Annotated in this window: 25 protein-coding genes and 1 riboswitch; of the genes, 9 read left to right on the top strand and 16 right to left on the bottom strand. The window is 72.6% G+C overall.

The genetic code is table 11. The features are described 5' to 3' along the window. Positions 1 to 27: 27 nt before the first annotated feature. Together EDF47_RS00120 and EDF47_RS00115 are read right to left on the bottom strand one after the other, a co-directional pair. Positions 28 to 753 (bottom strand): lysophospholipid acyltransferase family protein, encoded by a 726-nt coding sequence (locus tag EDF47_RS00120; RefSeq protein ID WP_123292455.1) that lies wholly within the window; start codon positions 751 to 753, stop codon positions 28 to 30. 61 nt (positions 754 to 814) lie between these two features. Beyond that, positions 815 to 1,768: an ROK family glucokinase gene (locus EDF47_RS00115; RefSeq protein ID WP_111085799.1), complete on the bottom strand. Its 954-nt coding sequence runs from the start codon at positions 1,766 to 1,768 to the stop codon at positions 815 to 817. A gap of 122 nt (positions 1,769 to 1,890) precedes the next feature. Here EDF47_RS00115 and EDF47_RS00110 point away from each other — a divergent pair, with 122 nt between their 5' ends. Further along, positions 1,891 to 3,786 carry a long-chain fatty acid--CoA ligase gene (locus EDF47_RS00110; RefSeq protein ID WP_243698057.1) on the top strand — a complete coding sequence of 632 codons (1,896 nt, stop codon included), beginning with the start codon at positions 1,891 to 1,893 and terminating at the stop codon, positions 3,784 to 3,786. A gap of 125 nt (positions 3,787 to 3,911) precedes the next feature. Here the strand turns inward: EDF47_RS00110 and EDF47_RS20285 are convergent, their stop codons facing one another. From EDF47_RS20285 to EDF47_RS00100, 3 genes are all read right to left on the bottom strand, one after another. Continuing rightward, positions 3,912 to 4,043 carry a hypothetical protein gene (locus EDF47_RS20285; RefSeq protein ID WP_260095359.1) on the bottom strand — a complete coding sequence of 44 codons (132 nt, stop codon included), beginning with the start codon at positions 4,041 to 4,043 and terminating at the stop codon, positions 3,912 to 3,914. Positions 4,044 to 4,168: 125 nt separating this feature from the next. Further along, complete coding sequence (locus EDF47_RS00105) at positions 4,169 to 4,672, bottom strand: peptide deformylase (RefSeq protein WP_123292453.1); 504 nt, start codon at positions 4,670 to 4,672, stop codon at positions 4,169 to 4,171. Between the two features lies 1 nt (position 4,673). Continuing rightward, the gene (locus EDF47_RS00100; RefSeq protein WP_133938191.1) at positions 4,674 to 8,084 is read right to left on the bottom strand and encodes a pyruvate carboxylase; all 3,411 of its coding nucleotides are present in this window, start codon (positions 8,082 to 8,084) and stop codon (positions 4,674 to 4,676) included. A gap of 60 nt (positions 8,085 to 8,144) precedes the next feature. Here EDF47_RS00100 and EDF47_RS00095 point away from each other — a divergent pair, with 60 nt between their 5' ends. Next, positions 8,145 to 8,966: a ParA family protein gene (locus EDF47_RS00095; protein ID WP_123292451.1), complete on the top strand. Its 822-nt coding sequence runs from the start codon at positions 8,145 to 8,147 to the stop codon at positions 8,964 to 8,966. Between the two features lie 338 nt (positions 8,967 to 9,304). Here the strand turns inward: EDF47_RS00095 and EDF47_RS00090 are convergent, their stop codons facing one another. From EDF47_RS00090 to EDF47_RS00070, 5 genes are all read right to left on the bottom strand, one after another. Then, complete coding sequence (locus EDF47_RS00090) at positions 9,305 to 9,865, bottom strand: MerR family transcriptional regulator (RefSeq protein WP_131879007.1); 561 nt, start codon at positions 9,863 to 9,865, stop codon at positions 9,305 to 9,307. A gap of 184 nt (positions 9,866 to 10,049) precedes the next feature. Further along, positions 10,050 to 10,754, bottom strand: a complete 705-nt coding sequence (locus EDF47_RS00085; protein WP_133938189.1) for a MerR family transcriptional regulator — start codon at positions 10,752 to 10,754, stop codon at positions 10,050 to 10,052. Beyond that, positions 10,754 to 11,233 (bottom strand): FHA domain-containing protein, encoded by a 480-nt coding sequence (locus EDF47_RS00080; RefSeq protein WP_123292449.1) that lies wholly within the window; start codon positions 11,231 to 11,233, stop codon positions 10,754 to 10,756. The genes EDF47_RS00085 and EDF47_RS00080 overlap by 1 nt, the downstream gene beginning before the upstream one ends. 113 nt (positions 11,234 to 11,346) lie before the next feature. Continuing rightward, positions 11,347 to 12,351, bottom strand: coding sequence for an iron chelate uptake ABC transporter family permease subunit (locus tag EDF47_RS00075; RefSeq protein ID WP_131879009.1), 1,005 nt, complete (start codon positions 12,349 to 12,351; stop codon positions 11,347 to 11,349). Between the two features lie 2 nt (positions 12,352 to 12,353). After that, on the bottom strand, positions 12,354 to 13,388 hold the full coding sequence (locus EDF47_RS00070; RefSeq protein ID WP_131879011.1) for an iron chelate uptake ABC transporter family permease subunit: 1,035 nt from the start codon (positions 13,386 to 13,388) through the stop codon (positions 12,354 to 12,356). A 160-nt stretch (positions 13,389 to 13,548) separates the two neighbouring features. On the opposite strand from EDF47_RS00070, the gene EDF47_RS00065 reads away from it, so the two are divergent. Then, on the top strand, positions 13,549 to 15,099 hold the full coding sequence (locus EDF47_RS00065; protein WP_243833978.1) for a trypsin-like peptidase domain-containing protein: 1,551 nt from the start codon (positions 13,549 to 13,551) through the stop codon (positions 15,097 to 15,099). A 42-nt stretch (positions 15,100 to 15,141) separates the two neighbouring features. On the opposite strand, the gene EDF47_RS00060 is transcribed toward EDF47_RS00065, so the two are convergent. Together EDF47_RS00060 and EDF47_RS00055 are read right to left on the bottom strand one after the other, a co-directional pair. Next, positions 15,142 to 16,299: a hypothetical protein gene (locus EDF47_RS00060; RefSeq protein ID WP_133938187.1), complete on the bottom strand. Its 1,158-nt coding sequence runs from the start codon at positions 16,297 to 16,299 to the stop codon at positions 15,142 to 15,144. 178 nt (positions 16,300 to 16,477) lie between these two features. Next, positions 16,478 to 16,735, bottom strand: coding sequence for a hypothetical protein (locus EDF47_RS00055; RefSeq protein ID WP_181437685.1), 258 nt, complete (start codon positions 16,733 to 16,735; stop codon positions 16,478 to 16,480). A 33-nt stretch (positions 16,736 to 16,768) separates the two neighbouring features. Here EDF47_RS00055 and EDF47_RS00050 point away from each other — a divergent pair, with 33 nt between their 5' ends. Beyond that, positions 16,769 to 17,131, top strand: a complete 363-nt coding sequence (locus tag EDF47_RS00050; RefSeq protein WP_123292446.1) for an RNA-binding S4 domain-containing protein — start codon at positions 16,769 to 16,771, stop codon at positions 17,129 to 17,131. A 9-nt stretch (positions 17,132 to 17,140) separates the two neighbouring features. Here the strand turns inward: EDF47_RS00050 and EDF47_RS00045 are convergent, their stop codons facing one another. The 3 genes from EDF47_RS00045 to EDF47_RS00035 form a co-directional block, all read right to left on the bottom strand. Then, positions 17,141 to 18,106 (bottom strand): DnaJ domain-containing protein, encoded by a 966-nt coding sequence (locus EDF47_RS00045; RefSeq protein ID WP_131879013.1) that lies wholly within the window; start codon positions 18,104 to 18,106, stop codon positions 17,141 to 17,143. Positions 18,107 to 18,202: 96 nt separating this feature from the next. Beyond that, positions 18,203 to 19,294 (bottom strand): winged helix DNA-binding domain-containing protein, encoded by a 1,092-nt coding sequence (locus tag EDF47_RS00040; RefSeq protein WP_133938185.1) that lies wholly within the window; start codon positions 19,292 to 19,294, stop codon positions 18,203 to 18,205. Beyond that, positions 19,291 to 20,037 (bottom strand): aminoglycoside phosphotransferase family protein, encoded by a 747-nt coding sequence (locus EDF47_RS00035; RefSeq protein WP_123292443.1) that lies wholly within the window; start codon positions 20,035 to 20,037, stop codon positions 19,291 to 19,293. Before EDF47_RS00035 ends, EDF47_RS00040 begins: the two co-directional genes overlap by 4 nt. 139 nt (positions 20,038 to 20,176) lie before the next feature. On the opposite strand from EDF47_RS00035, the gene EDF47_RS00030 reads away from it, so the two are divergent. Beyond that, positions 20,177 to 20,818, top strand: a complete 642-nt coding sequence (locus tag EDF47_RS00030) for a GntR family transcriptional regulator (protein WP_133938183.1) — start codon at positions 20,177 to 20,179, stop codon at positions 20,816 to 20,818. Beyond that, on the top strand, positions 20,815 to 22,059 hold the full coding sequence (locus tag EDF47_RS00025) for an MFS transporter (protein WP_207896187.1): 1,245 nt from the start codon (positions 20,815 to 20,817) through the stop codon (positions 22,057 to 22,059). Before EDF47_RS00030 ends, EDF47_RS00025 begins: the two co-directional genes overlap by 4 nt. Positions 22,060 to 22,314: 255 nt before the next feature. Here EDF47_RS00025 and EDF47_RS00020 read toward each other — a convergent pair whose 3' ends face one another. Next, positions 22,315 to 23,253 (bottom strand): NUDIX hydrolase, encoded by a 939-nt coding sequence (locus EDF47_RS00020; protein ID WP_131846273.1) that lies wholly within the window; start codon positions 23,251 to 23,253, stop codon positions 22,315 to 22,317. A 112-nt stretch (positions 23,254 to 23,365) separates the two neighbouring features. Further along, a riboswitch (TPP riboswitch) is annotated at positions 23,366 to 23,461 on the top strand. On the opposite strand from EDF47_RS00020, the gene thiM reads away from it, so the two are divergent. From thiM to thiD, 3 genes are all read left to right on the top strand, one after another. After that, positions 23,450 to 24,322, top strand: a complete 873-nt coding sequence (thiM, locus tag EDF47_RS00015; protein WP_208320982.1) for a hydroxyethylthiazole kinase — start codon at positions 23,450 to 23,452, stop codon at positions 24,320 to 24,322. It overlaps the preceding riboswitch by 12 nt. Next, a complete protein-coding gene (thiE, locus tag EDF47_RS00010) occupies positions 24,319 to 25,050 on the top strand; it encodes a thiamine phosphate synthase (protein ID WP_133938181.1) in 732 nt (243 codons plus the stop codon). The genes thiM and thiE overlap by 4 nt, the downstream gene beginning before the upstream one ends. Then, positions 25,047 to 26,687, top strand: a complete 1,641-nt coding sequence (thiD, locus tag EDF47_RS00005) for a bifunctional hydroxymethylpyrimidine kinase/phosphomethylpyrimidine kinase (RefSeq protein ID WP_243833977.1) — start codon at positions 25,047 to 25,049, stop codon at positions 26,685 to 26,687. The genes thiE and thiD overlap by 4 nt, the downstream gene beginning before the upstream one ends. Positions 26,688 to 26,821 lie beyond the last annotated feature (134 nt).

The following is a 26,821-nucleotide window of genomic DNA, read 5'->3' as shown; positions in this document are numbered from 1 at the left end:
CTGGCGGAGTGCCGGGACCATCAGAGCCTAACGTGCGGGCGACGACTTCCGTTCCCGCATGACTGCCTCGCGCGCGGAGCTCGCGCGTTCCTTGACGCTCGTCGCGTAGACGTCGACGTACTCCTGACGGCTCAGCCCCGCGAGCTCGTGCATGACCTCGTCGGTGACGCTGCGCAGGATGAACCGGTCGGTCTCGAATCCCTGGAAGCGCGAGAAGTCGAGCGGCTTGCCGAACACCACGCCGACGCGCTTGATCTTCGGGAAGCGCTGCCCGATCTGCTGCACCTCACGCGTGCCGACCATGGCGACGGGGACGACGAGCACCCGGCCCTCGAGGATCATCCGCGCGATGCCGGTGCGACCGCGGTAGAGCTTGCCGTCGGGGCTGCGGGTGCCCTCCGGGTAGATGCCGAGCTGCTCACCGCGGGCCAGGACCTGCAGGCCGGTGCGGAGCGAGGCCTCGGACGCCTTGCCGCCGGAGCGGTCGATCGGCAGCTGGCCGATGGCGTTGAAGAACGTCTTCGTCGCCCAGCCCTTGAGCCCCCGCCCGGTGAAGTAGTCGCTCTTCGCCAGGAAGGACAGCCGCCGGTCGAGCACGGCCGGCAGGATCACCGAGTCGATGAACGAGATGTGGTTGGACGCGAAGATGACCGGGCCCTTGGCGGGGACGTTCTCACGGCCGACCACCCACGGGCGGAACAGGGTGAGGATGAGCGGGCCGAGCAGGAAGTTCTTCAGCAGCCAGTAGGTCATCGACGACTCCAGGTGGTGGGGTGGGCCTGAGCGACCCTACGCCGTGCGGGCCGGTACGCGGTTACGCCGTGCGGGCGTGGATGCGGGCCAGGTCGGCGGCGCCGACGACTCCGGCGTCGTTCACCAGCTCGGCGATCACGAAGTCCGGCTCGGGGTGGTAGCCACGCGCCGGCAGGTTGTTGAGGTACGCCTGCTTGATCGGGTCGAGCAGCCGGTCCCCCGCGCTGGCGACCCCGCCGCCGAACACGAACAGCTGCGGGTCGAGCACCGCGGACAGCGAGGCGCAGGCCTCACCGAGGTGACGGCCGAGGCGACGGAGCGCCGCGAGGGCACCCGGGTCGTCGGCCAGGATCAGGTCGCCCACGATGTGTCCGTCGAGCTCGCCGCCGTTGGCTTCGCGCGCGTCGGCCAGCGCGGATCCGATGCCGCCGGCGTCGGCGACGTCGTTCGCCATCCGCTGCAGGGCACGGCCGGAACCGTACTGCTCGATGCAGCCACGCGCGCCGCAGCCGCACGGCAGACCGTTCGGCACGATGCGCAGGTGGCCGATCTCGCCGCCGGTGCCGAACCCGCCGCGGAACAGGCGGTCCTCGGTCACGATGGCGCCGCCCACACCGGTGCCGATGGTGAGCATCGTCATGTCGGAGACGAGCCGGCCGGCGCCGAAGCGGAACTCGGCCCACCCGGCGGCGTTGGCGTCGTTGTCGACCGTGATGTGCAGGTCGCCGAGGCGCTGCTGCAGCTTCTGGCGCAGGGGCTCGTTCCGCCACCGGATGTTCGGCGTGTAGTAGACGATCGACTGCGAGGCGTCGATGAAGCCCGGGGCCGCGACGCCGACCGCGCCGACCTCGTGGCCTGAGCTGAGTCGCTCGACCATCGAGACGACGTCGTCGAGCATGGCGTTCGGGTCCGCAGCGTTGGTGGCCACGCGGTCCTCGGCGATGATCTCGCCGAGTTCCGTCACGACCGCTCCCGCGATCTTGGTGCCCCCGATGTCGATTCCGATGGCGTGCACGGTCCAAGAGCCTACCGGTTCACCGCGAACTCACGGAACGCCCGGTGACGCGTCCTATGCTGGCTGTGTCGCCTCGCAGGATGAGGCGCCCTCGAATCGAACCGGCAGACAAGGGAGTCACCGTGAACGATCAGCGACCCGAACGCGCCAGTCAGGTCCCGACCGGGAGGCACGCCTCGCGTCCGACGAGCGGCCCCGTCGCTCCTGACCACGGCTCCGCAGCGCGGCTGCTCGGCGACCGCGCCCGTCTGACGCCGTCGCGTCCGATCCTGGCCCAGCGCCACGGCGACACGTGGACGACGATCACCGCCGGCGAGGTGCTCGCACGGGTCCGCGGCATCGCGAAGGGCTTCGTCGCCGCCGGCCTCGAGCCCGGCGCCCACGTCGCGATCCTGTCCCGCACCCGCCTGGAGTGGACCCTCGTCGACTTCGCGGTGTGGACGGCGGGCCTGGTCTCCGTGCCCGTCTACGAGACGAGCTCCCCCGACCAGGTCCGGTGGATCCTCTCCGACTCCGAGGCCGTCGCGATCGTCGTCGAGCAGGAGGAGCACGCGCGTCGGGTCGCCTCGATCGCCCCGGACCTGCCGCACCTCGGGCAGCACTGGACGATCGACGGCGGCGGACTCGACGACCTGACCCGGCTCGGCGAGGACGTCACCGACGACGAACTCGACGCGCGGACGGCATCGGTGCACGGCCACGACGATGCGACGATCATCTACACCTCCGGTTCGACCGGACGCCCGAAGGGGTGCGTCCTGCGGCACGACAACTTCACCGCGACGGTCGAGAACGCCAGTGTCGCGATGCCCGAGGTCGTCGCGGACGGCGCCTCGACCCTGCTCTTCATCCCGATGGCCCACGTGTTCGCCCGCTTCATCGCGGCGATGTCCGTGTCGGCCGGGGTGCTGGTCGGCCACGAGCCGGACACGAAGGACCTCATGCACGCCGTGTCGTCGTTCAAGCCGTCCTTCCTGCTGGCGGTCCCCCGGGTGTTCGAGAAGATCTACAACGCCTCCGAGCAGAAGGCCGACCTCGGCGGCAAGGGGAAGGTCTTCCGGGCCGCTGCGGACACCGCGGTCGCCCACTCCGAGGCCTTGGCCGCCGGTCGGGTCCCGCTCGTGCTCGGCCTGAAGTTCAAGCTGTTCGACAAGCTCGTCTACGCGAAGCTCCGGAACGCCCTCGGTGGCCGCACCGAGTACGCGGTCAGCGGCTCTGCGCCGCTCTCGCCGCGGCTGTCGCACTTCTTCCGCTCGATCGGGGTGCTCATCCTCGAGGGCTACGGGCTCACCGAGACGACGGCCCCCGCGACCGTGAACCGTGCGGCGGACCTGCGCATCGGGACGGTCGGACCGGCACTCCCCGGGGTCGAGATCCGGATCGCCGACGACCAGGAGATCCTGATCCGCGGCGTCGACGTGTTCGACCGCTACTGGCGGAACGACGAGGCCACCGAGCGGGCGTTCACCGACGACGGCTGGTTCCGCACGGGCGACCTCGGACGGCTCGACGACGACGGCATCCTGACGGTGACCGGACGCGCCAAGGAACTCATCGTCACCGCGAGCGGCAAGAACGTCGCACCGGCACCGCTCGAGGACGGCGTCCGCGAACACCCGCTCATCGGGCAGGTCGTGGTCGTCGGCGAGGGCAAGCCCTTCATCGCCGCCCTCGTCACGCTCGACCGCGAGATGCTCCCGGGGTGGTGCGAGAGCCGCGGGATCACGCCGGCGCTCTCCGCGCGCGAGGCCGCGTACGACGAACGCGTGCTCACCGCCGTGCAAGAGGCGATCGACACCGCGAACGGCCGGGTCTCACGAGCCGAGTCGGTCCGGTCGTTCACGATCCTGGACACCGAGCTGACGGAGGGATCCGGACACCTGACGCCGAAGCTGACGATCAAGCGGTCGGTCATCCTGCACGACTTCGCGGCCGACATCGACCACATCTACTCGGGGTCGAAGGTGCAGACGACCGCGACGCCCGTCATCGAGGAGCGTCGCGCGCGCCGCGGGTAGCGCTCCGCCGTCTCGGCGTACCGGGGCGTTTCGGGCGTACCGGGTCGTTTCTTCCGACCAGGTACGCCCGATTCCGCCAGGTGCGCGCGGGGTGCGTGCGCGCGGCGTGCAGGTGCGCGCGGGGCTCAGGCCTCCGGCGACTGCTCCGTCGCGGGGGCGTCGAGGACGGCGGTCGAACCGGTGGCGACCGTGGTGTCGGCCGGACGACGGTTGGTGCGGGTGCGGTGCGAGCTGAGCTCGTCAGTCTGACTGGTCATGCGGGAGTCCTGGGGGGATGGGATGGTCGTCGGTGGGAGGCCGACGCGGATACGGTACCTCTTCGTCAGGACAAAGCGACAATCCCCCGTGGGGGTGTCATGAGCAGGCACTCATGACCAACGGATCAGTGGAACCACTCCTGCGCCCGGATGTCCCGCAGCGCCTGCCGTCGGACCTCTGGTTCGAGCGTCATCACGTAGACGGTCCCGTCCAGGTGGTCGACCTCGTGCTGCAGCGCCTCGGCCATCAGCCCGGTGCCCTCGAGCACCACCTCGGCGCCGTCGACGTCGACGCCACGGACCTTGGCGTACGGGTGCCGCCGGGTCGGGTAGCCGAGCCCGGGAACGGACAGGCACCCTTCCTCCATGAGTTCGGGCTCCCCCGAGACCTCGACGACCTCGGGGTTCAGGACGTACCCGACCTCGCCGTCGACGTTGTACGAGAACGCGCGGAGTCCGACACCGATCTGCGGCGCGGCCACACCGGCGCGGCCGGGCTCCTTGACGGTGTCGATCAGGTCCTGCACGAGGTCGCGGACCCCGCTCGACCCGAGTGCCGCCGGAGCGATCGGGTCCGCAGGCGAACGGAGGACGGGGTCGCCGAACAGGCGGATGGGACGGACGGTCAATTTACTGCAGCACCACCAGGAGGTCGCCGGCGTCCACCTGCTGGGTCGCCGGGATCGCGAGACGGCCGACGGTGCCCGCCACGGGCGCCGTGATGGCCGCTTCCATCTTCATCGCCTCGATGCTCGCCACGGCCGCTCCGGCCTCGACGACGTCACCGACGGCGACCTTGAGCGTCACCACACCGGAGAACGGCGCAGCGACGTGCTTCGGGTCGGACTTGTCGGCCTGCTCGGCGACCTTCGTCTCGACCTCGATCGACCGGTCGCGGACCGAGACCGGGCGGAGCTGCCCGTTCATCGTGGCCATGACCGTGCGGATGCCCTTGTCGTCGACCTCGCCGATCGCCTCGAGCCCGACGAACAGGTTGACGCCCTTGCCGAGCGGCACGACGTGCTCCTGCCCGGGGCGCAGCCCGTACAGGTAGTCGACGGTCGGCACCACGGACAGGTCGCCGTACTGCTCGCGCACCCGCTCGAACTGGGCCGTGGGCTGCGGGAACAGCAGTCGGTTCAACGCCTGCTGGCGCTCGGGCCCCTGGGCGTCGAGGTGCGCGCGCTCGGCGTCCGGCACCGGGGTGATCTCGAGGCGGACGTCGCGGCCCGCCAGGACCTTCGTCCGGAACGGCTCCGGCCAGCCACCCGGCAGGTCACCGAGCTCGCCGGCCATGAACCCGACGACGGAGTCCGGGATGTCGTACTTGTCCGGGTTCTGCTCGAAGTCGGCCGGGTCGGCGTTCACCGCGGCGAGCTGCAGCGCGAGGTCACCGACCACCTTCGACGACGGCGTGACCTTCGTCGGGCGTCCGAGGATCCGGTTCGCCTCGGCGTACCAGTCCTCGACCTGCTCGAACCGGTCGCCCAGGCCGAGCGCGATCGCCTGCTGGCGGAGGTTCGACAGCTGACCACCGGGGATCTCGTGCTTGTAGACCCGACCGGTCGGACCCGGCAGCCCGGACTCGAACGGGGCGTAGGCCCGACGGACCGCCTCCCAGTAGGGCTCGAGGTCGCCGACCGCGTCGAGGGACAGTCCGGTGTCGCGCTCCGTGTGGGCCAGGGCGGCGACCAGCGCGGACATGCTCGGCTGGCTCGTCGTGCCGGCCATCGGCGCCGAGGCGACGTCCACCGCGTCCGCACCGGCACGCGCGGCGGCGAGGAGCGTCGCGAGCTGCCCACCGGCGGTGTCGTGCGTGTGCACGTGCACGGGCTGGTCGAAGCGCTCGCGCAGCGCGCCGACGAGCTTCTCGGCGGCGCCGGCGCGGAGCAGGCCGGCCATGTCCTTGATGCCGATGACGTGCGCGCCGGCCTCGACCATCTGCTCCGCAAGGCGGAGGTAGTAGTCCAACGTGTACAGGTCCTCGGCAGGATCGAGGAGGTCGGCGGTGTAGCAGAGCGCCGCTTCGGCGACGGCCGTGCCGGTCGCGAGCACTGCCTCCAGGGCCGGTCGCAACTGGCTGACGTCGTTGAGCGCGTCGAACACGCGGAAGACGTCGACGCCCGTGGCGGCGGCCTCGGCGACGAACGCGTCCGTCACCTCGGTCGGGTACGGGGTGTAGCCGACCGTGTTGCGGCCGCGCAGCAGCATCTGGATCGGGATGTTCGGCATCGCCTCGCGCAGCGAGGCCAGGCGCTCCCACGGGTCCTCGCCGAGGAACCGGAGGGCGACGTCGTACGTCGCTCCGCCCCAGGCCTCGACGCTCAGCAGCTGCGGCGTGAGCCGCGCGACGTACGGTGCGACGGCGACGAGGTCCTTCGTGCGGACACGGGTGGCGAGCAGCGACTGGTGCGCGTCCCGCATCGTCGTCTCCGTCACGGCGAGCCGGGTCTGGGCACGGAGCGCCTTCGCCCACTCGGCCGGACCCTGCGCCAGCAGCAGGTCGCGCTGGCCCTCGGGCACCGGGGCGCTGAGGTCGAGGGCGGGGAGCTTGGCGCTCGGGTCGGTGACCAGCGGCGACCGGTCACCGTTCGGCTTGTTCACCGTGACGTCGGCCAGCCAGTTCAGGACCTTGGTGCCGCGGTCCTTCGACACGTGGCCGCTGAACAGCTGCGGACGCTCCTCGATGAACTTCGTCGAGACGTCGCCGCGGGCGAAGTCCGGGTCCTCGAGCACGGCCTGCAGGAACGGGATGTTCGTGCTGACGCCGCGGATGCGGAACTCGGCGAGGGCACGCTTCGCACGGGCGACGGCCGTCGGGAAGTCGCGTCCGCGGCACGTCATCTTGGCGAGCATCGAGTCGAAGTGCGGGCTGATCTGCGCACCGGTGGCGACCGTGCCGCCGTCCAGGCGCACGCCGGCGCCGCCCGGGCTGCGGTAGGTGGTGATGCGGCCGGTGTCCGGCCGGAAGCCCTGCGTGGGGTCCTCGGTCGTGATGCGGGTCTGCAGCGCGGCCCCGTGCACGGAGACGGTGTCCTGCGACAGGCCGAGGTCGGCGAGCGACTCGCCCGAGGCGATCCGCATCTGCGACTGCACCAGGTCGACGTCGGTGACCTCTTCGGTGACGGTGTGCTCGACCTGGATGCGCGGGTTCATCTCGATGAAGACGTGCTGACCCTCGCGCTCGCCCTCGGTGTCGAGCAGGAACTCGACGGTGCCGGCGTTCACGTAACCGATCGAGCGGGCGAAGGCGACCGCGTCGCGGTGCAGAGCCCGGGCGATTGCGGGGTCGAGGTTCGGCGCCGGGGCGATCTCGACGACCTTCTGGTTGCGACGCTGCACGGAGCAGTCCCGCTCGAACAGGTGGATCGTCCCCGCTTCGGTGCCCGTCGCGTCGGCGAGGATCTGCACCTCGATGTGCCGCGGCCGGATCACCGCCTGCTCGAGGAACATGGTCGGGTCGCCGAACGCACTGTCGGCCTCGCGCATCGCTGCTTCGAGCGCTGCACGGAGTTCGGGCTTGGTCTCGACCCGGCGCATGCCACGACCGCCACCACCGGCGACGGCCTTGGCGAACACCGGGAAACCGATGGCGTCGGAGCCGGCGATGAGCTCCTCGATGTCGCGACTCGCCGGGGTGCTCGCGAGGACCGGGACGCCGGCCGCGATCGCGTGCTCCTTCGCGGTCACCTTGTTGCCGGCCATCTCGAGCACGTGTTCGCCCGGACCGATGAACGTGATGCCGGCTGCCGCGGCCGCGGCGGCGAGCTCCGGGTTCTCGGACAGGAAGCCGTACCCGGGGTAGATCGCGTCCGCGCCCGACTCGCGCGCCACGCGGATGATCTCGGAGACGTCCAGGTACGCCCGGACCGGGTGGCCCCGTTCACCGATCAGGTAGGCCTCGTCGGCCTTCAGGCGGTGCAGGGAGTTCCGGTCTTCGTAGGGGTAGACGGCGACGGTGCGCGCCCCCAGTTCGTACGCGGCGCGGAATGCGCGGATGGCGATCTCACCACGGTTCGCCACGAGGATCTTGCTGAACACGACGTCCCTTTCAGCCCGGGTTGAGGTGAGACAACCCTAGTGGCGGTAACGTTGCTGATCGTGCATGTACTCAGCGTGAGCTCCCTCAAGGGCGGTGTCGGCAAGACGACGGTGACGCTCGGCCTGACTTCGGCCGCCTTCGCCAAGGGACTGCGCACGCTGGTGGTGGATCTCGACCCGCAGTCCGACGTCTCCACCGGCCTCGACATCAACCTCGCCGGACACCTCAACGTGGCCGACGTCCTCGAGAACCCGAAGGAGAAGATCGTCCGTCAGGCGATCGCCCCCTCCGGGTGGACGAAGGGCTCGCAGGGCAAGATCGACGTCATGGTCGGGTCGCCCTCGGCGATCAACTTCGACGGGCCGCACCCCTCCATCCGCGACATCTGGAAGCTCGAAGAGGCCCTGGCCAACGTCGAGCAGGACTACGAGCTCGTGCTCATCGACTGCGCGCCGTCGCTGAACGCGCTGACCCGCACCGCGTGGGCAGCGTCCGACCGCGTCACCGTCGTCACCGAGCCCGGCCTGTTCTCCGTCGCCGCCGCCGACCGCGCGCTGCGAGCCATCGAGGAGATCCGCCGCGGACTCTCGCCCCGCCTGCAGCCGCTCGGCATCATCGTGAACCGTGCCCGCGTCCAGTCGCTCGAGCACCAGTTCCGCATCAAGGAACTCCGCGACATGTTCGGGCCGCTCGTCCTGTCGCCGCAGCTGCCCGAGCGCACCTCGCTGCAGCAGGCGCAGGGTGCCGCGAAGCCCCTGCACGTGTGGCCCGGCGAGTCCGCGCAGGAGATGGCGAAGAACTTCGACCAGCTGCTCGAGCGCATCATGCGGACCGGCAAGATCGGCCCCTACGCCGACGGTTCGGGTGCCGTAGGCGCGTAGGGCGCTGCCGCGCGGGCGCGACGCGCTGCTCACGTCCGCCGAGCGGTCACCAACTGTCGGCCGGCGGCCGCGCGGACGACGGTTCGTGACCACTCGGCGACGCGCACACGACGGTTCGTGACCACGCGCCGACTGCCAGGAGGCCCGTCTCTGCCCCGGCAGACACGCCCGGCCCCGGCTCGCCCAGCGGTCACAACATCCCGCTCACGTCCGCCGAGCGGTCACCAACTGTCGGGCGACGGCCGCGCGGACGACGGTTCGTGACCACTCGGCGACGCTCACACGACGGCGCGTGACCACTCGGGACGATCCGCGGGACGAGAACCGCGAGAACCTGGTCAGGAAGCGCGGGAAGCGCGACGCGCGGCGAGCTCGTCGGACGGGTCGGCCGCCGCGGAGGCGTCGAGCTCGACCAAGGAGGTCTCGACCTCGCGCAGGACCTTGCCGACCGCGATGCCGAAGACACCCTGACCGCGGGACACCAGGTCGATGACCTCGTCGTCCGAGGTGCACAGGTACACCGAGGCTCCGTCGGACATCAGGGTGGTCTGGGCGAGGTCGGACACGCCCGACTCGCGGAGCTGGTTCACGGCGGTGCGGATCTGCTGCAGCGAGATGCCGGTGTCGAGCAGGCGCTTCACGAGCTTGAGCACGAGGATGTCGCGGAAGCCGTACAGGCGCTGGGAACCGGAGCCGGCAGCGCCGCGGATGGTGGGCTGCACGAGTTCGGTGCGTGCCCAGTAGTCGAGCTGTCGGTACGAGATGCCGGCTGCACGTGCGGCGACGGTGCCGCGGTAGCCGTTCTGCTCGTCGTGCTCGGGGAGGCCGTCGGTGAAGAGCAGCCCGAGGTCGTACCGCGTCGTGTCCGACCCGGTGCCTGGGGTGTCGTTCCCACTCATGCGCTTGCCTTCCACGACGATCGAGCTCCCACCCGAAGGTTCAACGACGGGTTGAGAGTTGTTCCGAGGTCAACGGTAGCGACTCCGACCGCTCCCGCGCGGGACATCCGACTCGGCGCGTCCGGCGTGTCGAGGATACGCCCCACCCACTGACGCACAAGCCCCCGCGGAGCACCGGAACGGATCATGCGTCGAGACGACCGATCGCCGCGCGGATGAGGCTCGAGCGGATGACCTCGAGCTGGACGGCGATCTCGCGTGCGAGTTCCGTGGCCTTCGCCCGTGACGTCGCATCGCCCCGGCGGGACACGGGCAAGAGCGCGGATTCGATGAGTCCGACCTCGCGCTCGGCGGTGCTGCGGAGCGTGCGCAGGTGCCGCGGCTCGATGCCGGTCCGCTGCAGCTCGACGAGTGCCTTGAGGACCGACACGCTGTCCTCGCCGTAGGTCTCGGTGGCGGGGAGCAGTGATGCGGAGACCGCGTCGGCCAGGAGCATCGGGGACGCGCCGGCCGCTCGGGCCGTTTCGTCACGGGTGTACCGACGCTCGCGCCCGAGGATCGAGGGACGTGGGGCGTCCCCACCGCCCGGCAGTACGGGCTCGCGCCCGGCGTCGAGGTCGGCGAGGTAGTCCTTGATGACCTTGAGCGGCAGGTAGTGGTCGCGCTGCAGGCCGAGGATCACCCGGAGGCGGTCGACGTCGGCCGCCGAGAACTTGCGGTACCCACTGGCCGTGCGGATCGGCGTGACGAGCTCACGCTCTTCGAGGAAGCGCAGCTTGGAACTCGACAGGTCCGCGAACTCGGGCTTGAGGCGAGCGAGGACCTGCCCGATCGTGAGCAGGTCCGGTGCCGCTGACCCCGCCCGGGCCGCAGCGGACCGTGCGGCCACTACGCGTTCGCCAGGCGCGCCAGGTCGACCCGGGACGCGTAGAACGTCAGACGGAACTTGCCGACCTGGACCTCTGCCCCGTCGGTGAGCGGTGCTTCGTCGATGCGGTCACCGTCGAAGTACGTGCCGTTGAGCGAACCGTTGTCCTTGACGGTGAACGCCGTGCCGTGGCGCAGGAACTGCGCGTGCTTGCGCGACACGGTGACGTCGTCGAGGAAGATGTCGGCGTCGGGGTGTCGGCCGGCGGTCGTGACGTCGGAGTCGAGGAGGAACCGCGCACCCACGTTCGGACCGCGGCGCACGACGAGCAGCGCCGATCCGGACGGCAGGGCGTTGACCGCCTCGCGCTCTTCCGCTGAGACACCGGACTCGGCGGTGAGCGCCGCGCCCATGTCCATGCTGAAGGTCAACGTGGTGTCGACCAGCCGCTGCTCCGGGGTCTTCTGACCGTCCGGCTGCGGGACCACTGGATCTGGCATCGGTGGACCTCCTCCTCTTGGCCCACCAGCGTATCGGAAAGGAGGGCTCCAGCGGCAGCCCCGAACTGGGCCTGTGGACGATCGTCCGCGGTGCGCGAACGCGCGGTCCGGGTTCAGCGACCGCGCGCGAGCAACCAGAGCAGGTACGGGGCGCCGACGACACCCGTCACGACGCCGACGGGCAGGGCGTTGCCGGGGATCGCGAACTGGGCGATGAGGTCGCTGCCGAGGGTGATCGCCGCTCCCACCGCGGCGGCCGGCCCGAGGGCGACGCGGCCGCCGCCGACGAGCCGACGGGCGATCGGCGCCGCCATCAGTGCGACGAACGACACCGGCCCCGCCGTGGCGACCGCAGCGGCGGTGAGGCACACGGCGGTGAGGAGCAGCAGCACCTTCGCGCGGTCCGGCCGGAGCCCGAGGGCCGCCGAGACCTCGTCGCCGAGCGTCAGGACGGTCAGGCGCGACGACTGCAGCAGGGCCAGCAGGAACAGCACGACGAACGCGACGCCGAGCACGCCGACCAGGTTCCGGTCGACGGCGTTCAGGCTGCCGGACAACCACAGCAACGCGGTGCCGGCCTGGGTGACGGTGCCGCTGGTGAGCATCCACCCCGTGATGCTCAGGCAGATCGCCGAGACGCCGATCCCGACGAGCACGACCCGGTTGCCGGTGATCCCCCGCCGCCAGGCCAGTCCGGCGATCACGATCGACACCACGACCGCGCCGACGAGCACGACCGAGAACAGGGTGCCGCCGGACGCCCCGAACAGCACGATCGCGGTGAGACCCGCAGCACTGGCACCCGAGGTGATGCCGATGACGTCCGGGCTCGCGATCGGGTTGCGGACGACGCTCTGCACGATGGCGCCCGCGACCCCCAGGCTGGCGCCGACCAGGACCGCACCGAGCACCCGGGGGCCGCGCAGCTGTCCGATGACGAAGTCCGAGATGCGGTCGCCCTGGCCGAACAGCGCGCCGACCACCTGCGCCGGGGTGAGCGGGATCGAGCCGACCCCGAGACCGACGAGCACCAGCGCGACGAGCACGACGACGACGGCCGCCAGGACCACGAGCTCGCGCCGGGCACCGACGAGCGCACCCCGAAGGGACGTCGACACCGTCACAGGCCCCGCACCGCCCTCGACCGCACGAGCGCGATGAACACCGGCGCACCGATGAGGGCCGTGACGATGCCGACCTGCAGCTCCCCCGGGTACGCCACGACGCGACCGATGACGTCGGCCACCAGCAGCAGCGCCGGCGCGACGATCGCGGACAGCAGGATGGTCCACCGGTGGTCGGGGCCGCTCAGCCGACGGACGGCGTGCGGCACGGCGAGCCCGACGAAGGCGATCGGCCCCGCTGCGGCCACGGCCGAGCCGGCGAGCAGCACGGTCACGAGCCCGCCGACGGCCCGGACGAGCACCACGCGTTGTCCGAGCGACGCCGCGAGCTCGTCGCCGAGGGCGAGGGTGTTGAGCGAGCGGCCCAGGCCGAACGCGATCGCGAGACCGATCAGCACCGGCGCCGTGATGATGCCGGCGGTGCCGAGGTCCTTGCCGGCGAGGGCGCCCACCTGCCAGAACCGCAGCTGGTCGAGCAGGCTCGCGTTCGTGACGAGCACCGCCGTCGTGATCGACGACAGCGCGGCGGCGACCACGGCACCGGACAGCGCGAGGCCGACCGGCGACAGTCCGCGCCGGGCGACGGCGGCGATCCCGTAGACGAGCAGTGCGGCCAGGGCAGCACCGAGGAAGGCGAACGGCAGGTAGGCGGCCGTGCCGCTCACCCCGAAGAGCGCGATGCCGGCGACCACGGCGAGGGCCGCCCCGGAGTTGATGCCGAGGACGCTCGGGTCGGCGAGCGGGTTGCGGGTCACGCCCTGCATCACCGCGCCGGCGACACCGAGGGCGGCACCTGCGAGGAGCCCGACGACGGTGCGCGGGACACGGTTGCCGAGCACGATCAGCCCGATCTCGTCGTTCCGCCCCGGGTGCAGGACGGTGTCGAGCACGGTGTGGAGCGGGATCGGACGGGATCCGAAGGCGATCGACAGCGCGCACGCCACGGCGAGGACGACGACGGCCAGCACGGTCGCCCCGACCAGACGGGAGACGGAGGCGGGCGCCGGTGGCGCGGACGTGGAGGAGCGCATGGGAAGTAAGGCAACCCTAACGCTCGAACCCCACTCGGCGTCCCCCGAGCAAGCCCGGAGCAGTCGCTGGGTCCGTTCATAGGCTCGTCATTGGATCGCCGCCTGTACTGGTCTCCATCGACACCCGCCCGGGTCGTCGAGGGACGACCGGAGAGCACCGATGAACGAGACCCCGAACCCCGCCGCCGACGCCGACCGCGAGCACGACGAGCAGGGCACCGCCCGGACCGACGGCACGCAGCAGCAGCGGCAGCAGCAGGCGTACGGGATGAGCTGGGAGGCACCCCACGCCGACCCCGCCACCCTCCGTCCGGCCTACGCCTTCGACGGCTCCGGCCCGTACCTGTACGGCCCGGACGGCTCCGGCCCCTACGCGTACTCCCCCGACGGCCGCGGCCCGTACCTGATCGGCAGCCCGGCGCTCACCGGCACCCACCACGCCTGGGCGCACACCGCGGCGACGGCGAACCACCCGGGAGCGGGCACGAAGCGCCCGCGTCGCCTCGGGCTGATGATCGGCTCCGGCATCGCGGCCCTCGCGATCGTCGGCGCCGCCGGCGGCACGGCCCTCGGCCTGTCCTCGCAGAGCACGACCACGACGTCGAGCCAGTCGCAGGGCACCACGACGCGGCCCGACACCGGCAGCGGCACGGGCAGCAGCGACGGCACGAACGGCTTCACCGTCCCCGGAGACGGCAGCGGCACCGGCAGCGGCACCGGCAACGGGACCGACGGCAGCGGCACCACCGGCAACGGCACCGACGGCAGCACCGGCACGAGCACCGAGTCCGCCGCCACCGCAGCGACCGCCGCCCAGAAGAAGGGCGTCGTGACGATCAACACCGTCCTGAACTACGACGAGTCCTCGCAGGCGGCCGGCACCGGCATGATCCTCAGCTCGAACGGCACGGTCCTGACGAACAACCACGTCATCCAGGGCGCCACGAGCATCACCGTCACCGACGAGACCACCGGCAAGGAGTACAAGGCGGACGTGGTCGGCACCGACGCCACGAACGACGTCGCCGTGCTGAAGCTCGAGGATGCCTCCGGCCTGTCCACCGTCACGCTCGACGACGACGGCGAGCCGAGCACCGGCGACACCGTCACCGACGTCGGCAACGCCGAGGGCACGGGCAACCTCGTCGCCGCCGAGGGCACCGTCACGGCCACCGACCAAGACATCCAGGTGCAGAGCGAGTCCGGCACCGGGACCGAGTCGCTGTCCGGTCTGATCGAGATCGCGGCGAACATCGTCTCCGGCGACTCCGGCGGCCCCGTCGTCGACAGCGAGGGCGAGGTCGTCGGCATGGCGACCGCAGCGTCCTCGGGCACCGCGGACGTCACCGGCTACGCCATCCCGATCACCACCGCGAAGGCGATCGCCGAGAAGATCCTGGCCGGGGAGTCCTCGAGCACGATCACCATCGGCCTGCCCGCGTTCCTCGGGGTCCAGGTCAGCAGCACCGCGAGCACCACGGGCGGCGTCGCCGTCGCCGGCACGGTCGAGGGTTCCGGTGCCGCGAGCGCCGGCCTGGCCGAGGGCGACACGATCACGAGCCTCGGCGGCAAGACGGTCACGACCTCGGACGAGCTCACCGCGGCCGTGCAGTCGCACTCCGTCGGCGACAAGGTCGTGGTCGGCTACACCGACAGCACCGGCGCCGCCAAGACCGTCACCGTCACCCTGACCGCCGGCCCGGCCGCGTAAGCAGAAGCAGAAGCAGAAGCAGAAGCGCGAGCGGGCGCCGGCTCAGCCGAGCAGCGCCCGCACCACCGACCGGTACACGTTGGCCGGGGAGTCCGTCTGGAAGACGGTCTCCCCGGCTTCCGTCTTGCCCACACGGGCGAAGCCGATCCCCTCGGCGCGAACGATCGTCACCGGCTTCGGCTTGCCCGGTCGACGCAGGTACGACACCGTCCACGGCGCCGCCCAGAAGCGCGCGAGCCGCGGGTCCGCCTCGACGAGGGCCTCCGGCAGGTCCGGTGCGTCGGAGCCGCCGGCCAGCCGGCGGCCGAGCAGGTGCCCTGGGAGCGACCCCGTGCGGAACGGGAAGGTCCACGTCGGGCCGATGCCGAGCCTCCCGGCCGTCAGCGCGACCGCGCGATCCGGCGTGACGGACGCGACCACTGCGCCCGCCTCGGCGGTCCCGTCCACGACGGTCTGCGACCAGGCCTGGAGGCGCGACTCGCCACCGTCTGGCAGGTGCTGTTCCAGCGTGACCGGCTGGGCATCGCCCTGCCACGGTTCGAGCAGGGTCTGCGTCGACTCCGGCAGCGTGCCGAGTCGGCCGACGAGGCCCGCTTCGATGAGTTCGCGGCCCGCCGCGGTGCGGAGGAGCGTCGGGTTCCACCGGCGTCCGGCGAGGCTCTTGAGCGTGCCGACGGCGTCGGCGCTCAGGCGGGGGCCGTCGAGCTGCGGGCCGGGCGCCGGGGTGGGTAGCGGCTCGAGGTCGCGCTCGGGGCGGACCGGGGACGGCTCGGTGGCGCGGACGCTCTCGAGGACCGCGAACACGAGCTCGTCGGTCTCGAGCAGGCGTGCCAGGGGGCGTTCGATCGTCAGGTCGACGCGGTGCCGCCCGGTGACGAACAGCAGGTGCGCGCCCGCGACGTCGCCGTGTTCGTCGGGACGGACGTACTCGACCAGGCGCGCGGGAGCCCCGGCGGCGGTCCAGGTGTCGCACCCGACGAGCAGCAGCCCTTCGACGGAACCGGGCAGTCTCGCGAGGAGCCCCGTGTTCTCGTCGCCGATCGCGCGGTCGCTGGGTCGGGATCGGACGGTGAGGACGATGTCGTCGCCGGTGACGCGCAGGTCCGCCTGGGCAGAGTCCTCGCGGCGCCACTGGTCGGGGCGGCGGAGGGTGAGGCGGGCGGTGCGGTCCTCGGTGCCGAGCGGGACGGGGACTGCCATGGCACGAGGCTACGTCGGGTGCGGGCTGCGGAGGGGTGCGGCTCGCCGTGCGCGCGCGTCAGCGGCGGGGGCGCTGCGCGTGGCGTGCGCTGCGCGTGGTGCGAAGTTGACCACTCCGTGCCGCGCAACAACCTCGCACCGGGCGGACAACCTCGCACCGAGCCGCCACTCGCGCGCGTCAGCGGCGGGGCGCGCGCGGGGGTGGGGGCGGTGGGACGGGCTTCGCGGCGACGACGTCGTCGAGCCGGACGTCGACCGGGCCGCGGCGGGTGGCGATCGTCACGGTGTCGGGGGTGCGGGCGACGAGGTCCCCGAGGGCGTCCTGTGCGCCGTCGCCGTGGTGCGCCCGGACCACGAGCCGGTCCCCGATCACGGCATCGTGCAGCACGCCGAGCGCACGGGCCCGCGCGATCGCTGCCTGTTCCCCGGTGCTCACCCGCCCAGCGTAGGGGCCGCCTAGAGTGAGGGGATGGCCAAGGCTCGCGTGGACAGCTGGATCTGGGCGGTGCGGATCACCAAGACCCGCTCCGCTGCGACCGCCGCGTGCAAGGCCGGGCACGTCCGGGTGAACGGGGAGCGCGCGAAGCCCGCGCAGCCGATCGGCCCCGGCGACGAGGTCCGGGTGCGGCAGAACGGCTTCGACCGGATCGTCGTCGTCACGGGCATCATCCTGAAGCGGACGAGCGCCCCCGAGGCCGCGAAGCACTTCGAGGACAAGACCCCGCCGCGGCTGTCCAAGGAAGAGGCGGGGTTCGTGCCGATGCGCGACCGCGGTGCCGGGCGTCCGAGCAAGCGGGAGCGCCGCGACCTCGAGAAGCTCCGCGGCTACTGACGCCCGTCACTAGACGAAGCGGACGGTCTGCTGCAGTCGGTCGCGGATCTCGAACACGTCGACCGATCCGGGCGGGGACCACACGCCGTTCAGCACCTGCCCGAGCGCACTGCGGCGGACGACCAGGGCGGTCGGCTTCTTCGGGGAGCCGACGAGCTGCACGTCGACCTCGACCGCGGAGTCCGGCACGACGAGCAGCCGGCCGGTGAACCGCACCCGGGTCTGCTTCTGCACGGCGCGGGCGGCGCGGACGAGTTCCTTCACCGGACGCTCGCCGGGCGCCAGGGTCTCCCCGACGATGTCGCCGTGCTCGATCCGGACGGGTGCTCCCCAGTCGATCGACTCGACGGCCCAGAGCCCGCTCGGGGTCAGGACGGCGTGGTCGAGCTTGCCCTCGGCTCCGGCGTCGAGGTCGTGCCAGACGGTGACGCCGATGCCCATGTCCGAGACGATCGAGGCGGTGGCCTCTTCGGCGAGCGCTTCGCCGAGCAGCCGTCGGATGTGTCGGGGCGCCGAGCGGATGAGGGTGGGGTCGTAGGGGTCCTCGATGGGGTCGCCGAGTCCGACCCATTCGCGTTCTGCCTGCAGGAAGACCTCGCGGGAGCGTCCGCCGGGGTGGCCGTGGGACCGGGCGCGGGGGCGGGTGTCGCGACGGGCTGACGGGGGTGCGTAGGCGTCGCGACCGGTGTCGGGCCTCCCGGTCGACGAACCGGACGCACCGGACGTGCTGAACGGACCGGCGCCGCTGCTGCTGAACGATCCGCGGGAGCCCGCGTCGTAGGCGCGGCGTGCTGCGGGCGTGCCGATGCGTTCCCAGGCGAGCTGGACGCGGCGGAAGTGCTGGGCGTCGCCGCCGAGGTCGGGGTGGGATTCGCGGGCGGCGCGCCGGTAGGCGCGGCGGAGCGCGTCGTCGTCGGCGGTCGCGGGGACGCCGAGGACTTCGTACGGGGTGGCGTCGGCCGGGCTGTCGGTCATGGCCCTGCGACATTACCCGAGGCAGGGTACGAGTCCGCCGCGTGGTTGCTGGGGACGGCCTGGAGGAACGGATGGAGTCGACCCCGCCGGCTGCGGTCAGCCGCTGGTCGCCTCCACCACCCCGAACGCGACGGGCGCGTCGAGGAACCGCGCGTACCGGGCGGCGGCCGCCTCGAGCGCGCGCACCGAGGCGACATCGAGTGCCGCGAAGGGTGTGACGGTGACGGCCACCCCGCTGGCGCGATCGGTCCGCTTCCAGGTGCCGACGACCCGCCCGCGGACGACGGCCATGGGCAGGAACATGCCGTTGGCGCCCGGGACGACTCGGTCGGCGTGTGCGGGGTCGAGCTGGGCGGAGCGGTCGGCGTACCCGAGCAGGTACTCGTCGAACCCGGGCAGCAGGTGGCCGGTGGGTGTGCCGCCGGTGGTGGGTCGGTCGGCGAGCGCGAGGAGTCCGTCGCCGAGGTCCTCGACGGTGTCGCCGGCGGCGGCTCGGGCTCGGCGGAGGTCGCCGAGCGGGAGCTTCGTCCAGCTGGCGGCGTCGGCCTCGGTGGCGGGGCCTCGGCCGCGCAGGTACCCGAGCAGGACCCGGCGGAGTGCTTCGTCGCGGTCGGGGAGCTCGGCGAGCGCCGGTGCCCACTCGTCGAGGAGCACGAGTCCTTGGCCGACGCGGGCGGTAGGCCCCCAGGCGACGAGTCCTTCTTGCGAGAGCTGCAGCAGCAGGTGGTAGCCGCGGCCGGCGGTGGGGTCGATGCCGGCGGCGCGGTACTCGTCGAAGAGCTCGTCGCGGACGAGGGCGCGGCCGCCGGACAGTGCGGCGACGGTGGTGTCCCGTGCTCGGTCGAGCAGGGGTTGGTCGATGCCGAGTTCGGTGGCGCGTCGGGCGATGCTGCGCAGGGTCCGTTCGGCGGTCAGGGAGAGCAGGAGCCGGAGGTCGTCGGGGCGCATGGCATGCAGGGTGCCCCGCATCGGCCAGGAGCGGACGAGTTCGCCGCGGTCGAAGGCGGCTCGGACGTCGTCACGGGTGGCCCCGGGTGTGCGGACCCCGATGGCCCAGAGGACCTGGCCGAGGTCCTGCCCCTGCACGGCGGTCATCCGTTCGACGGCCGCGGTGGGACTGAGGCCGGGGACGGCGATCCCCTGCGCGGCGAGCCGCAGCGTGCGGAGCTGCGCAGGGGTCGGGGTCACGCGACGGCGGCGGCGATGGCGTCGGCGTGCTGCTCGATGTAGGCGACGTCGGCCCGGTACAGGTCGGCGTGCCCGTGCGCCAGGTCGCTGACGAACTTCGGGTTGCCGGCGGCGGCCTCGGTCTCCATGGTGGTGACCATCGCGACGAGGGACGCGGCCATCGTCTCGGCGAGGACGCTGCGGGAGCGGTCGTCGAGGTCGTAGGCGCGGCAGAACTCCGCTGCGCGGGCGAGCCGGTCGTCGAGGTCCGGGGCGGTCATGCCCTCGACGGCGCCGGTGGTGAACGGGGCGAACCGGTACACGGCACTCGCGACGTCCCAGACCCGGGGGCCGGGGTGTGCGGTGTCGAAGTCGATGAGCCCCACGGCCTGGATGCCGTCGTAGACGCAGTTGTAGGGGGCGAAGTCGCCGTGCACGATCGTCTCGACGGGGGTGCGTTCGGCCTGTGACCAGCAGTCGCGCGCCCCGTCACGCGGGAACGTGGTCGCGGCGTCGTGGAAGTGCCGGAGCAGTCGTGCGCTCGTGACGAGGGCGGCTTCGCTCGCGACGTCCTCGGTCCACGGGTACTCCCCCGCGACCCCGGGGACGAACGACACCGTCTCGAGGGTGTCGCCGTGCTCGATCGGTTCCGGTGCCGCGACGAACCCCTGTTCGTGCAGGTGTGCGAGCAGCCGGTGGACGGTCGGTGTCCACGGTCCGGCCGGGCGGTGGACTCGGTCGTCGGCCCTGGTGATCCGCTCCATGGGGAACCTCCTGTGTGTGCGTCTCCGTTGACGTCCGGCCAGCGTATCGACGTGTGCCGCCGCGTGTGACCCGGTGGTGTGAACAACACGTCACGTGACGGCATGCAGCGTTGCATGCAAGGGCGTACGATCGTTCACCGTGGAGCAGCACACGACGACCCAGGCCGCATCCGACCGCGCGTACGACCACGTCAAGCGGGCGATCATCCGCGGCGACCTCCCGGGTGGGACCGCGATCAGCGAGAACGCCCTGTGCCAGGAGATCGGGGTGTCCCGCACCCCCGTGCACGAGGCCTTCCTGCGCCTGGCCGCCGAGGACCTGCTCACCCTGGAGTCCCGCAAGGGTGCGGTGGTGCGCCCGATGTCCCCGAACGAGGCGGCGGACGTACTGGAGATGCGCGAGGCGATCGAGGCCACGGCGGCGACCCGAGTCGTGACCGACGGCCGCGTGGCGGACGTCACCCCGGGCCTCCAGGCCATGCTGGCGGAGCAGGAGCAGGCGGTCGCGACGGGCGACGTCGACCGGTTCATCGAGGTCGACGCGGCGTTCCACGGTGCGGTGATCGGCGCGTCGCGGAACGCGATCGCGGTGCGCTTCGCGCAGACGCTCCGTGACCGGCAGAACCGGCTCCGACACCAGCTGATGCGGGTGCAGCCGTCGCAGCTGCAGGCCTCGCTCGACGACCACCGAGCCCTCGCGGCAGCCCTGGCAGCAGGCGACGCGGCCCGCTACGCCGAGGTCCTGCACGCCCACGTCGCCTCGCACCGGGGTGCCCTGTGAGCGCGACGGGGAGCATCCCCACCACCGGCTCGCTGTCCGTCCCCTCGGCGCGCGTGATGCCCTGGGTCGCGGTGTGGGGCGCGGTGTTCGTCTGCTCGTGGGGCGGCAACCAGTTCTCGCCCCTGCTGCTCATGTACGAGGGCCGCGAGCACTACTCGTCGGTCGTCGTCAACGTCTTCCTGGGCGTCTACGTGCTCGGGCTCGCGCCGGCGCTGCTCGTCGCCGGGTCGCTGTCCGACCGGCACGGCCGCAAGCCCCTCATGCTCGCCGCCATCGTGTCCGCCGTCGTCGGCAGCGGACTGCTCGCGCTCGGACCGCTCGGCCCCGGGTTCCTGGCGGCCGGACGGCTGTTCTCCGGCATCACCGTCGGCATCGCGATGGCCGTCGGCAACAGCTGGGTCAAGGAGCTGTCACAGGGACGCTTCGACCCCGCCGCCGACGCCGGGTCCGGTGCCCGCCGGGCCTCGCTGGCGTTCACGCTCGGTTCGGCCTCCGGCGCCCTGGTGGCCGGACTCATCGCACAGTGGGGCCCGATCCCCGAGGTGCTGCCCTTCCTGGTCCACATCGTCGTCGCCCTGCCCTTCGCCGTCGTCGTCTGGCGCACCCCCGAGACCAACCGCTCCGGCGGGGTCCCCGGTCCGTGGTGGCGCCAGCTGCGGGTACCGAGCGCCGGGCACCGACGGTTCACCCGCGTGGTGCTCGTCACCGCACCGTGGATCTTCGGCTCGGCGGCGATCGGGTACGGCTACCTGCCGACCCGGCTCACCGGAGCCACCGGCGCGTGGGGCCTGCTGTTCGCCACCGCCGCGACCGTCGTCGCCCTCGGGGTGTCCAGTGCGGTCCAACCCCTCGCGCGGCGCGTGCACTCGCTGACCTCGGCCCGCGGGCTCACGACGGCCCTCGCGTGCATGACGGCCGGCATCGCCGTGGTCGTCGTCGCGATCGAGCTGCAGTCCGTCGTGGTCGGACTCGTCGCGAACGTCGTCATCGGCGTCGGGATCGGGCTCGCCCTGGTGTCGTCACTGCTCGAGGTGCAGCGGATCGCCGGGTCCCGCGACCTGGCCGGACTGACCGGGGTGTTCTACGCGGCGGCGTACGCGGGGTTCCTGGCGCCGGCCGTGATCGCGGCGATCGCGAACGTCGTGGCGCTGCCGGTGGTCCTCTGGGTGATCGTGGGGCTCGGTGTCGTGTCGTGGGGCGCGGTGCTCGTGTCGTCGCGGCGGTACCTGCCGACGGCGTAGGGGCGTAGGGGCGCGGGGGCGCGGGGGCGCGGGGGCGCGGGGGCGCGGGGGCGCGGGGGCGTGCCGCACCGTGCGCGGTGCGTCAGTCCGTGCGACACAGGCCGCTCGGTGCGAGGTTGATGCGGCGCACGGAGCGATCAAGCCAGCACCGAACGAACGACCTCGCACCGTGCGCCGGACGCCATGCACCGTGCGCCGGACGCCGCGCGCCGTGCGCCGTGCGACCTCGCACCGTGCGCCGACGGCGTACCGCCGCTAGAACTGGTCGCGCAGCCAAGACGGCCCGTGCACCACGGCACCGAGCGCCTCGACGCGGGCACGGAGCTCGCGATCAGCCGTGACGACCACGACGGGACCGTCGCCGGCCTCGACCGCGGCACGAGCGGCGTCCACGATGGCGTCGTCCCCCGAACCCGGCGCTGCGACGACGTCGAGTGCACGGGGCAGTGCACGGGGCAGTGCGCCGTGCAGTGCGCCGTCCGACGACCCGGAGGCACCCCGGGCTTCGCGGGCCTCGCCCTCGAGCACCACGGTCCACCGCGGCCACCAGCGAGCGAACGGCAGCGCCAGCACGTCGGCGGTCACCCCGGACTCGGCGAGCGCCGTCACCGACGACAGCAGGCGTGCAGCGGCTCCCGCCCGGTCCTTCCACCAGCCGTCGGGCACGCTGCCGACGACGTTCGCCGCGTCGACCACGACGTGCGGGGTGGTGGTGAGGGACGCGCGGAGCGCCGGCCACGACCTCCCGAACCCGGGGTGCAGGGGCAGGTCGTCGACCTCGTCGACGGGGATCCAGGACAGGGCGAGGCTCTCGCGGTCCGCGATCACCGGTTCGAACGGCCGAGCGGCACGCCCCACCACGGTCGTGTAGGTCCAGAACCCCAGGTCGAGGAGTGCCGTGTGGCGGAGGTCGACGCCGTCGTGGGGCACACCGGCTTCCTCGGCGGACTCGCGGAGCGCGCCGGTGACGGCCTCCTCGCCCTGGTGGCGTGCGCCCCCGGGGATGCCCCACGTGCCGCCGTGGTGGCTCCACTCGACGCGGTGCTGCAGGAGCACGCGTCCGGCGCCGTCGTCGACGAGCAGGCCTGCGGCGCCGAAGAGTCCCCAGGCCTTGGTGCCGTCGGGACCGACCGCCCAGGCATCGCCGGGGTCGCGGGGGCCCGGTGGCGGTCCGGGAGGGGTGGAGTCAGGCACACACCAACCCTGTCACACGGTGCAGGGCATGTGACCGGAGACGACGGGGCCGGAGACGACGACGCCGGAGACGACGAGCCGTGGCCCGGCGCAGCTGCTCGTGTACGGTGTCGATCGAGACACGGGGTGCCGCAACCAGCGGCTGAGATCACACCCGTCGAACCTGCTCGAGCTCGTACTCGCGAAGGGATCGTCCATGGAAACCGCTGCGCCCTCCCCTGCCTGGGCCCACCGAACCGCCGAACTGCTCGAGGCCGTCCGGGCCCGGAGTCCGTTGGTGCAGTGCATCACGAACACCGTGGTGCAGAACGTCACCGCGAACGTGCTGCTCGCCCTCGGGGCCTCGCCCGCGATGGTCGACGTGGCGACCGAGGCAGGACCGTTCGCCCGGGTCGCCGACGCCCTGCTGGTGAACACCGGCACCCCGCACGCCGAACCCCGGGTCGCGGCGCTCGAGGCCGCGCACGCCGCCCGCGACACCGGTACCCCCTGGGTGCTCGACCCCGTCGCGGTCGGCTCGCTACCGGTGCGCACCGCCCTGGCCCGCGACCTGCTGGCGCTGCACCCGACGGTGCTGCGCGGCAACGCGTCCGAGGTCCTCGCCCTGCTCGGCACGTCGGCCGGTGGCCGCGGTGTCGACAGCACGGTGGGCACCGAGGACGCCCGTGCGGCTGCGGTCGACGCCGTGTCCGGTCAGGCGGCCGGGAGGCTCGTGGCCGCGGTGGCCGTGTCGGGTCCCGTCGACCTGCTGGTCGCTCCGGGCACCGGTGTGGTCCGGGTCGCGAACGGCACCGAGCTGTTGACGCGGATCACCGGGGGCGGGTGCGCCCTCGGTGCGGTCGTCGCCGCGTTCACGTCGGTCGCGCCCGACGACGCCGGTGCGGCCGCCGTCGCGGCGACCGCGGTGCACACGATCGCCGCGGAGCTCGCCGCCCGCGAGGCCGGCGGCCCCGGCACCTTCCAGCCGCTGTTCCTGGACCGGTTGGCGTCACTCTCCCCCGAGGACGTCGTCCGCGAGGCCCGGATCACGGTCGAGGTCGAGCCTGCGTCCCTGGTGGTGCCGGCATGAGCGGGCTGCCGGAGGACTTCGGCGTGTACCTGGTCACCGACGGTGCCCTGGCCGACCGGCACGGTGTCGGTGTGCTCGGGGTGGTCCGCGCCGCGGTGCACGCCGGGGTCCGGATCGTGCAGGTGCGGGACAAGGACGCCTCGGCACGGGACCTCCTGGCACTGACCGCTGCCGTGGCCGATGCCGTGGGCGACCGCGCCGCCGTGGTGGTCGACGACCGGCTCGACGTCGCCCTCGCCGCTCGGCACGCGGGACACCGGGTCGCGGGGGTGCACCTCGGCCAGTCGGACGTCCCCGTGACCGCTGCTCGTGCCCTGCTCGGGCCGGACGCACACGTCGGGTTGACCGCGAACACCCCGGAGCACCTGGCTGTCGTCGCCCGCCTGCCCCGCGGCACCGTGGACCTGCTCGGCGTCGGGGTCGTGCACCCCACGGCGACGAAGGCGGACCACCCGCCGGCCCTCGGCCACGACGGGTTCGCCCGGCTGGCCGCCGCGACCGACGTGCCGTGCGTGGCGATCGGCGGGGTGACCCTCGACGACGTCGTGCCGCTCCGGGATGCCGGTGCCGCGGGAGTCGCGATCGTCTCGGGCATCTGCGCCGCGGCCGACCCCGGATCCGCCGCGGCGGCGTACGTGGCCGCGTGGGGACCTGGAACCGGCCACGGGGCGGAGGCGAGGGGACCCGGTCAGGGTGATCCGGGCCTCCCGGCCGGGGCCTGGTCGTGAGCGTCCCGCGCGTCCTGGCCATCGCCGGGACCGACCCGACGGGCGGCGCCGGACTGCAGGCCGACCTCAAGGCGATCGCCGCGCACGACGGCTACGGCATGGGCGTGGTCACCGCCCTCGTCGCGCAGAACACGCACGGGGTGCGGTCGGTGCACGTGCCGGACGTCGCGTTCCTGCGGGAGCAGCTCGACGCGGTGTCGGACGACGTCACGATCGACGCCGTGAAGATCGGGATGCTCGGCACAGCACCCGTCGTCCGGGTCGTGACGGACTGGTTGCGGGAGCACCGGCCGCCCGTGGTCGTCGTGGACCCGGTGATGGTGGCGACGAGTGGTGACCGGTTGCTCGACGAGGACGCCGCCGCGGCGATGGGGGCGCTGTTCGGGCTGGCTGACCTGGTGACGCCGAACCGGGCCGAGTTGCAGGTGTTGGCGGAGCTGGCCGGGGCTGGGGCTGGTGGTGCTCGTGCTGGTGACGCTGGTTCTGCGGCTGGTGCGGCGCCTGCGTCGTTGTCGACGCTCGACGCTGCGCGGCTCGTGGCGTCGACGTGGGACGTGCTCGTGCTGGCGAAGGGCGGGCACGACGAGGGGCCGACCTCCGACGACGTGCTCGTGTCGCCGTCGGGGTCCGTTCGACGGTTCACCGCTCCCCGCGTCGCGACGGCCAACACGCACGGCACCGGGTGCTCCCTGTCGAGCGCCATCGCGACGCTCGCTGCCCGGCACGGGGACTGGGAACTCGCGGTCGGGGTGGCGAAGCCCTGGCTGACGGCAGCCCTGCGGGGAGCCGATGCCCTGGAGGTCGGGTCCGGCAACGGACCCATCGACCACGGCGCCGTGGTCCGCGCGTTGCTGCCCGTGGTCCCCTTCACCGAGGTGTGGTGGTCCGACGTCGGCTCGGTGCTGCAGGCCACGATCGAGTGCGGGTTCCTGGTCGGGCTGCGCGACGGGACGCTCGACGCGGACGTGTTCGCCGGGTACCTCGCGCAGGACGTGCACTACCTGCGGGCCTACGAGCAGCACCTGGCGGCGTTGGCGGCGAGCGCTGCTGGCGCTGCGGCTGCCGGCGCTGCGGCTGCGGCTGCCGGCGCTGCGGCTGCCGGCGCTGGTCGTGGTCCTGCGGCTGCCGCCTTCTGGACTGCGGCGTCCGAGGGCTGCGCTGCCGAGGCCCGCGACCTGCACCACCGACGCCTCGCCGGCACCCACGCCGACGACCCCGTCCACCCGACGTGCGCCGGGTACCTCGCACACCTGCAGGAGGCAGCGGACTCCGGGTCGGCGGCCGTGCTCGCCGCGGCAGTGCTCCCCTGCTTCCGGGTCTACGCGTGGGTGGGGGCGCAGCTCGGCGCGGCGCCGGACGGGCACGCGTTCGCGGACTGGATCACGGCGTACGGCGACCCGGGCTTCGCGGCGTCGAGTGCCGAGGCGACCCGTCTGGTCGAGGAGATGGCGGCGGCCGCGACCCCGTCCGAGCGGGGGCGGATGGCGCGCGCGTTCCGCCGCTCGACCGAGTGGGAGCTGGCGTTCTTCGCGATGCCGGGGGCGGGGGCGGGGGCGGGGGCTGCTGGCGCCGCTGCCGCGATCCCCGCGGATGCCGGCACCGCGGTCAGTGCCGCGGAAGCGACACTTCCGCGCTGACGGGCGCCGACCCTCCCGCGAAAGCGACAGATGTCCGCCCTTGGGTTCAAGGGGTGGTTGCAACACCTTGAGTGGTGAGGTGTTGGTGTGGGTCGTTGGCACACGCGTGAGGACAAGCGACGGTTCTGGGCTGC

Source organism: Curtobacterium sp. PhB190, assembly GCF_004365385.1.
Classification (GTDB): Bacteria; Actinomycetota; Actinomycetes; order Actinomycetales; family Microbacteriaceae; genus Curtobacterium.
This window is presented reverse-complemented; position numbering and strand designations above follow the sequence as displayed.

Excerpts from the sequence above, each read along its gene's own strand:
- thiM (WP_208320982.1), top strand. The coding sequence starts at position 23,450 with ATGGAAACCGCTGCGCCCTCCCCTGCCTGGGCCCACCGAACCGCCGAA.
- EDF47_RS00090 (WP_131879007.1), bottom strand. The coding sequence starts at position 9,865 with ATGAGTGGGAACGACACCCCAGGCACCGGGTCGGACACGACGCGGTAC.
- EDF47_RS00070 (WP_131879011.1), bottom strand. The coding sequence starts at position 13,388 with ATGCGCTCCTCCACGTCCGCGCCACCGGCGCCCGCCTCCGTCTCCCGT.
- EDF47_RS00060 (WP_133938187.1), bottom strand. The coding sequence starts at position 16,299 with ATGGCAGTCCCCGTCCCGCTCGGCACCGAGGACCGCACCGCCCGCCTC.
- EDF47_RS00080 (WP_123292449.1), bottom strand. The coding sequence starts at position 11,233 with ATGCCAGATCCAGTGGTCCCGCAGCCGGACGGTCAGAAGACCCCGGAG.
- thiE (WP_133938181.1), top strand. The coding sequence starts at position 24,319 with ATGAGCGGGCTGCCGGAGGACTTCGGCGTGTACCTGGTCACCGACGGT.
- EDF47_RS00035 (WP_123292443.1), bottom strand. The coding sequence starts at position 20,037 with ATGGAGCGGATCACCAGGGCCGACGACCGAGTCCACCGCCCGGCCGGA.
- EDF47_RS00050 (WP_123292446.1), top strand. The coding sequence starts at position 16,769 with ATGGCCAAGGCTCGCGTGGACAGCTGGATCTGGGCGGTGCGGATCACC.
- EDF47_RS00065 (WP_243833978.1), top strand. The coding sequence starts at position 13,549 with ATGAACGAGACCCCGAACCCCGCCGCCGACGCCGACCGCGAGCACGAC.
- EDF47_RS00120 (WP_123292455.1), bottom strand. The coding sequence starts at position 753 with ATGACCTACTGGCTGCTGAAGAACTTCCTGCTCGGCCCGCTCATCCTC.
- EDF47_RS00045 (WP_131879013.1), bottom strand. The coding sequence starts at position 18,106 with ATGACCGACAGCCCGGCCGACGCCACCCCGTACGAAGTCCTCGGCGTC.
- EDF47_RS20285 (WP_260095359.1), bottom strand. The coding sequence starts at position 4,043 with ATGACCAGTCAGACTGACGAGCTCAGCTCGCACCGCACCCGCACCAAC.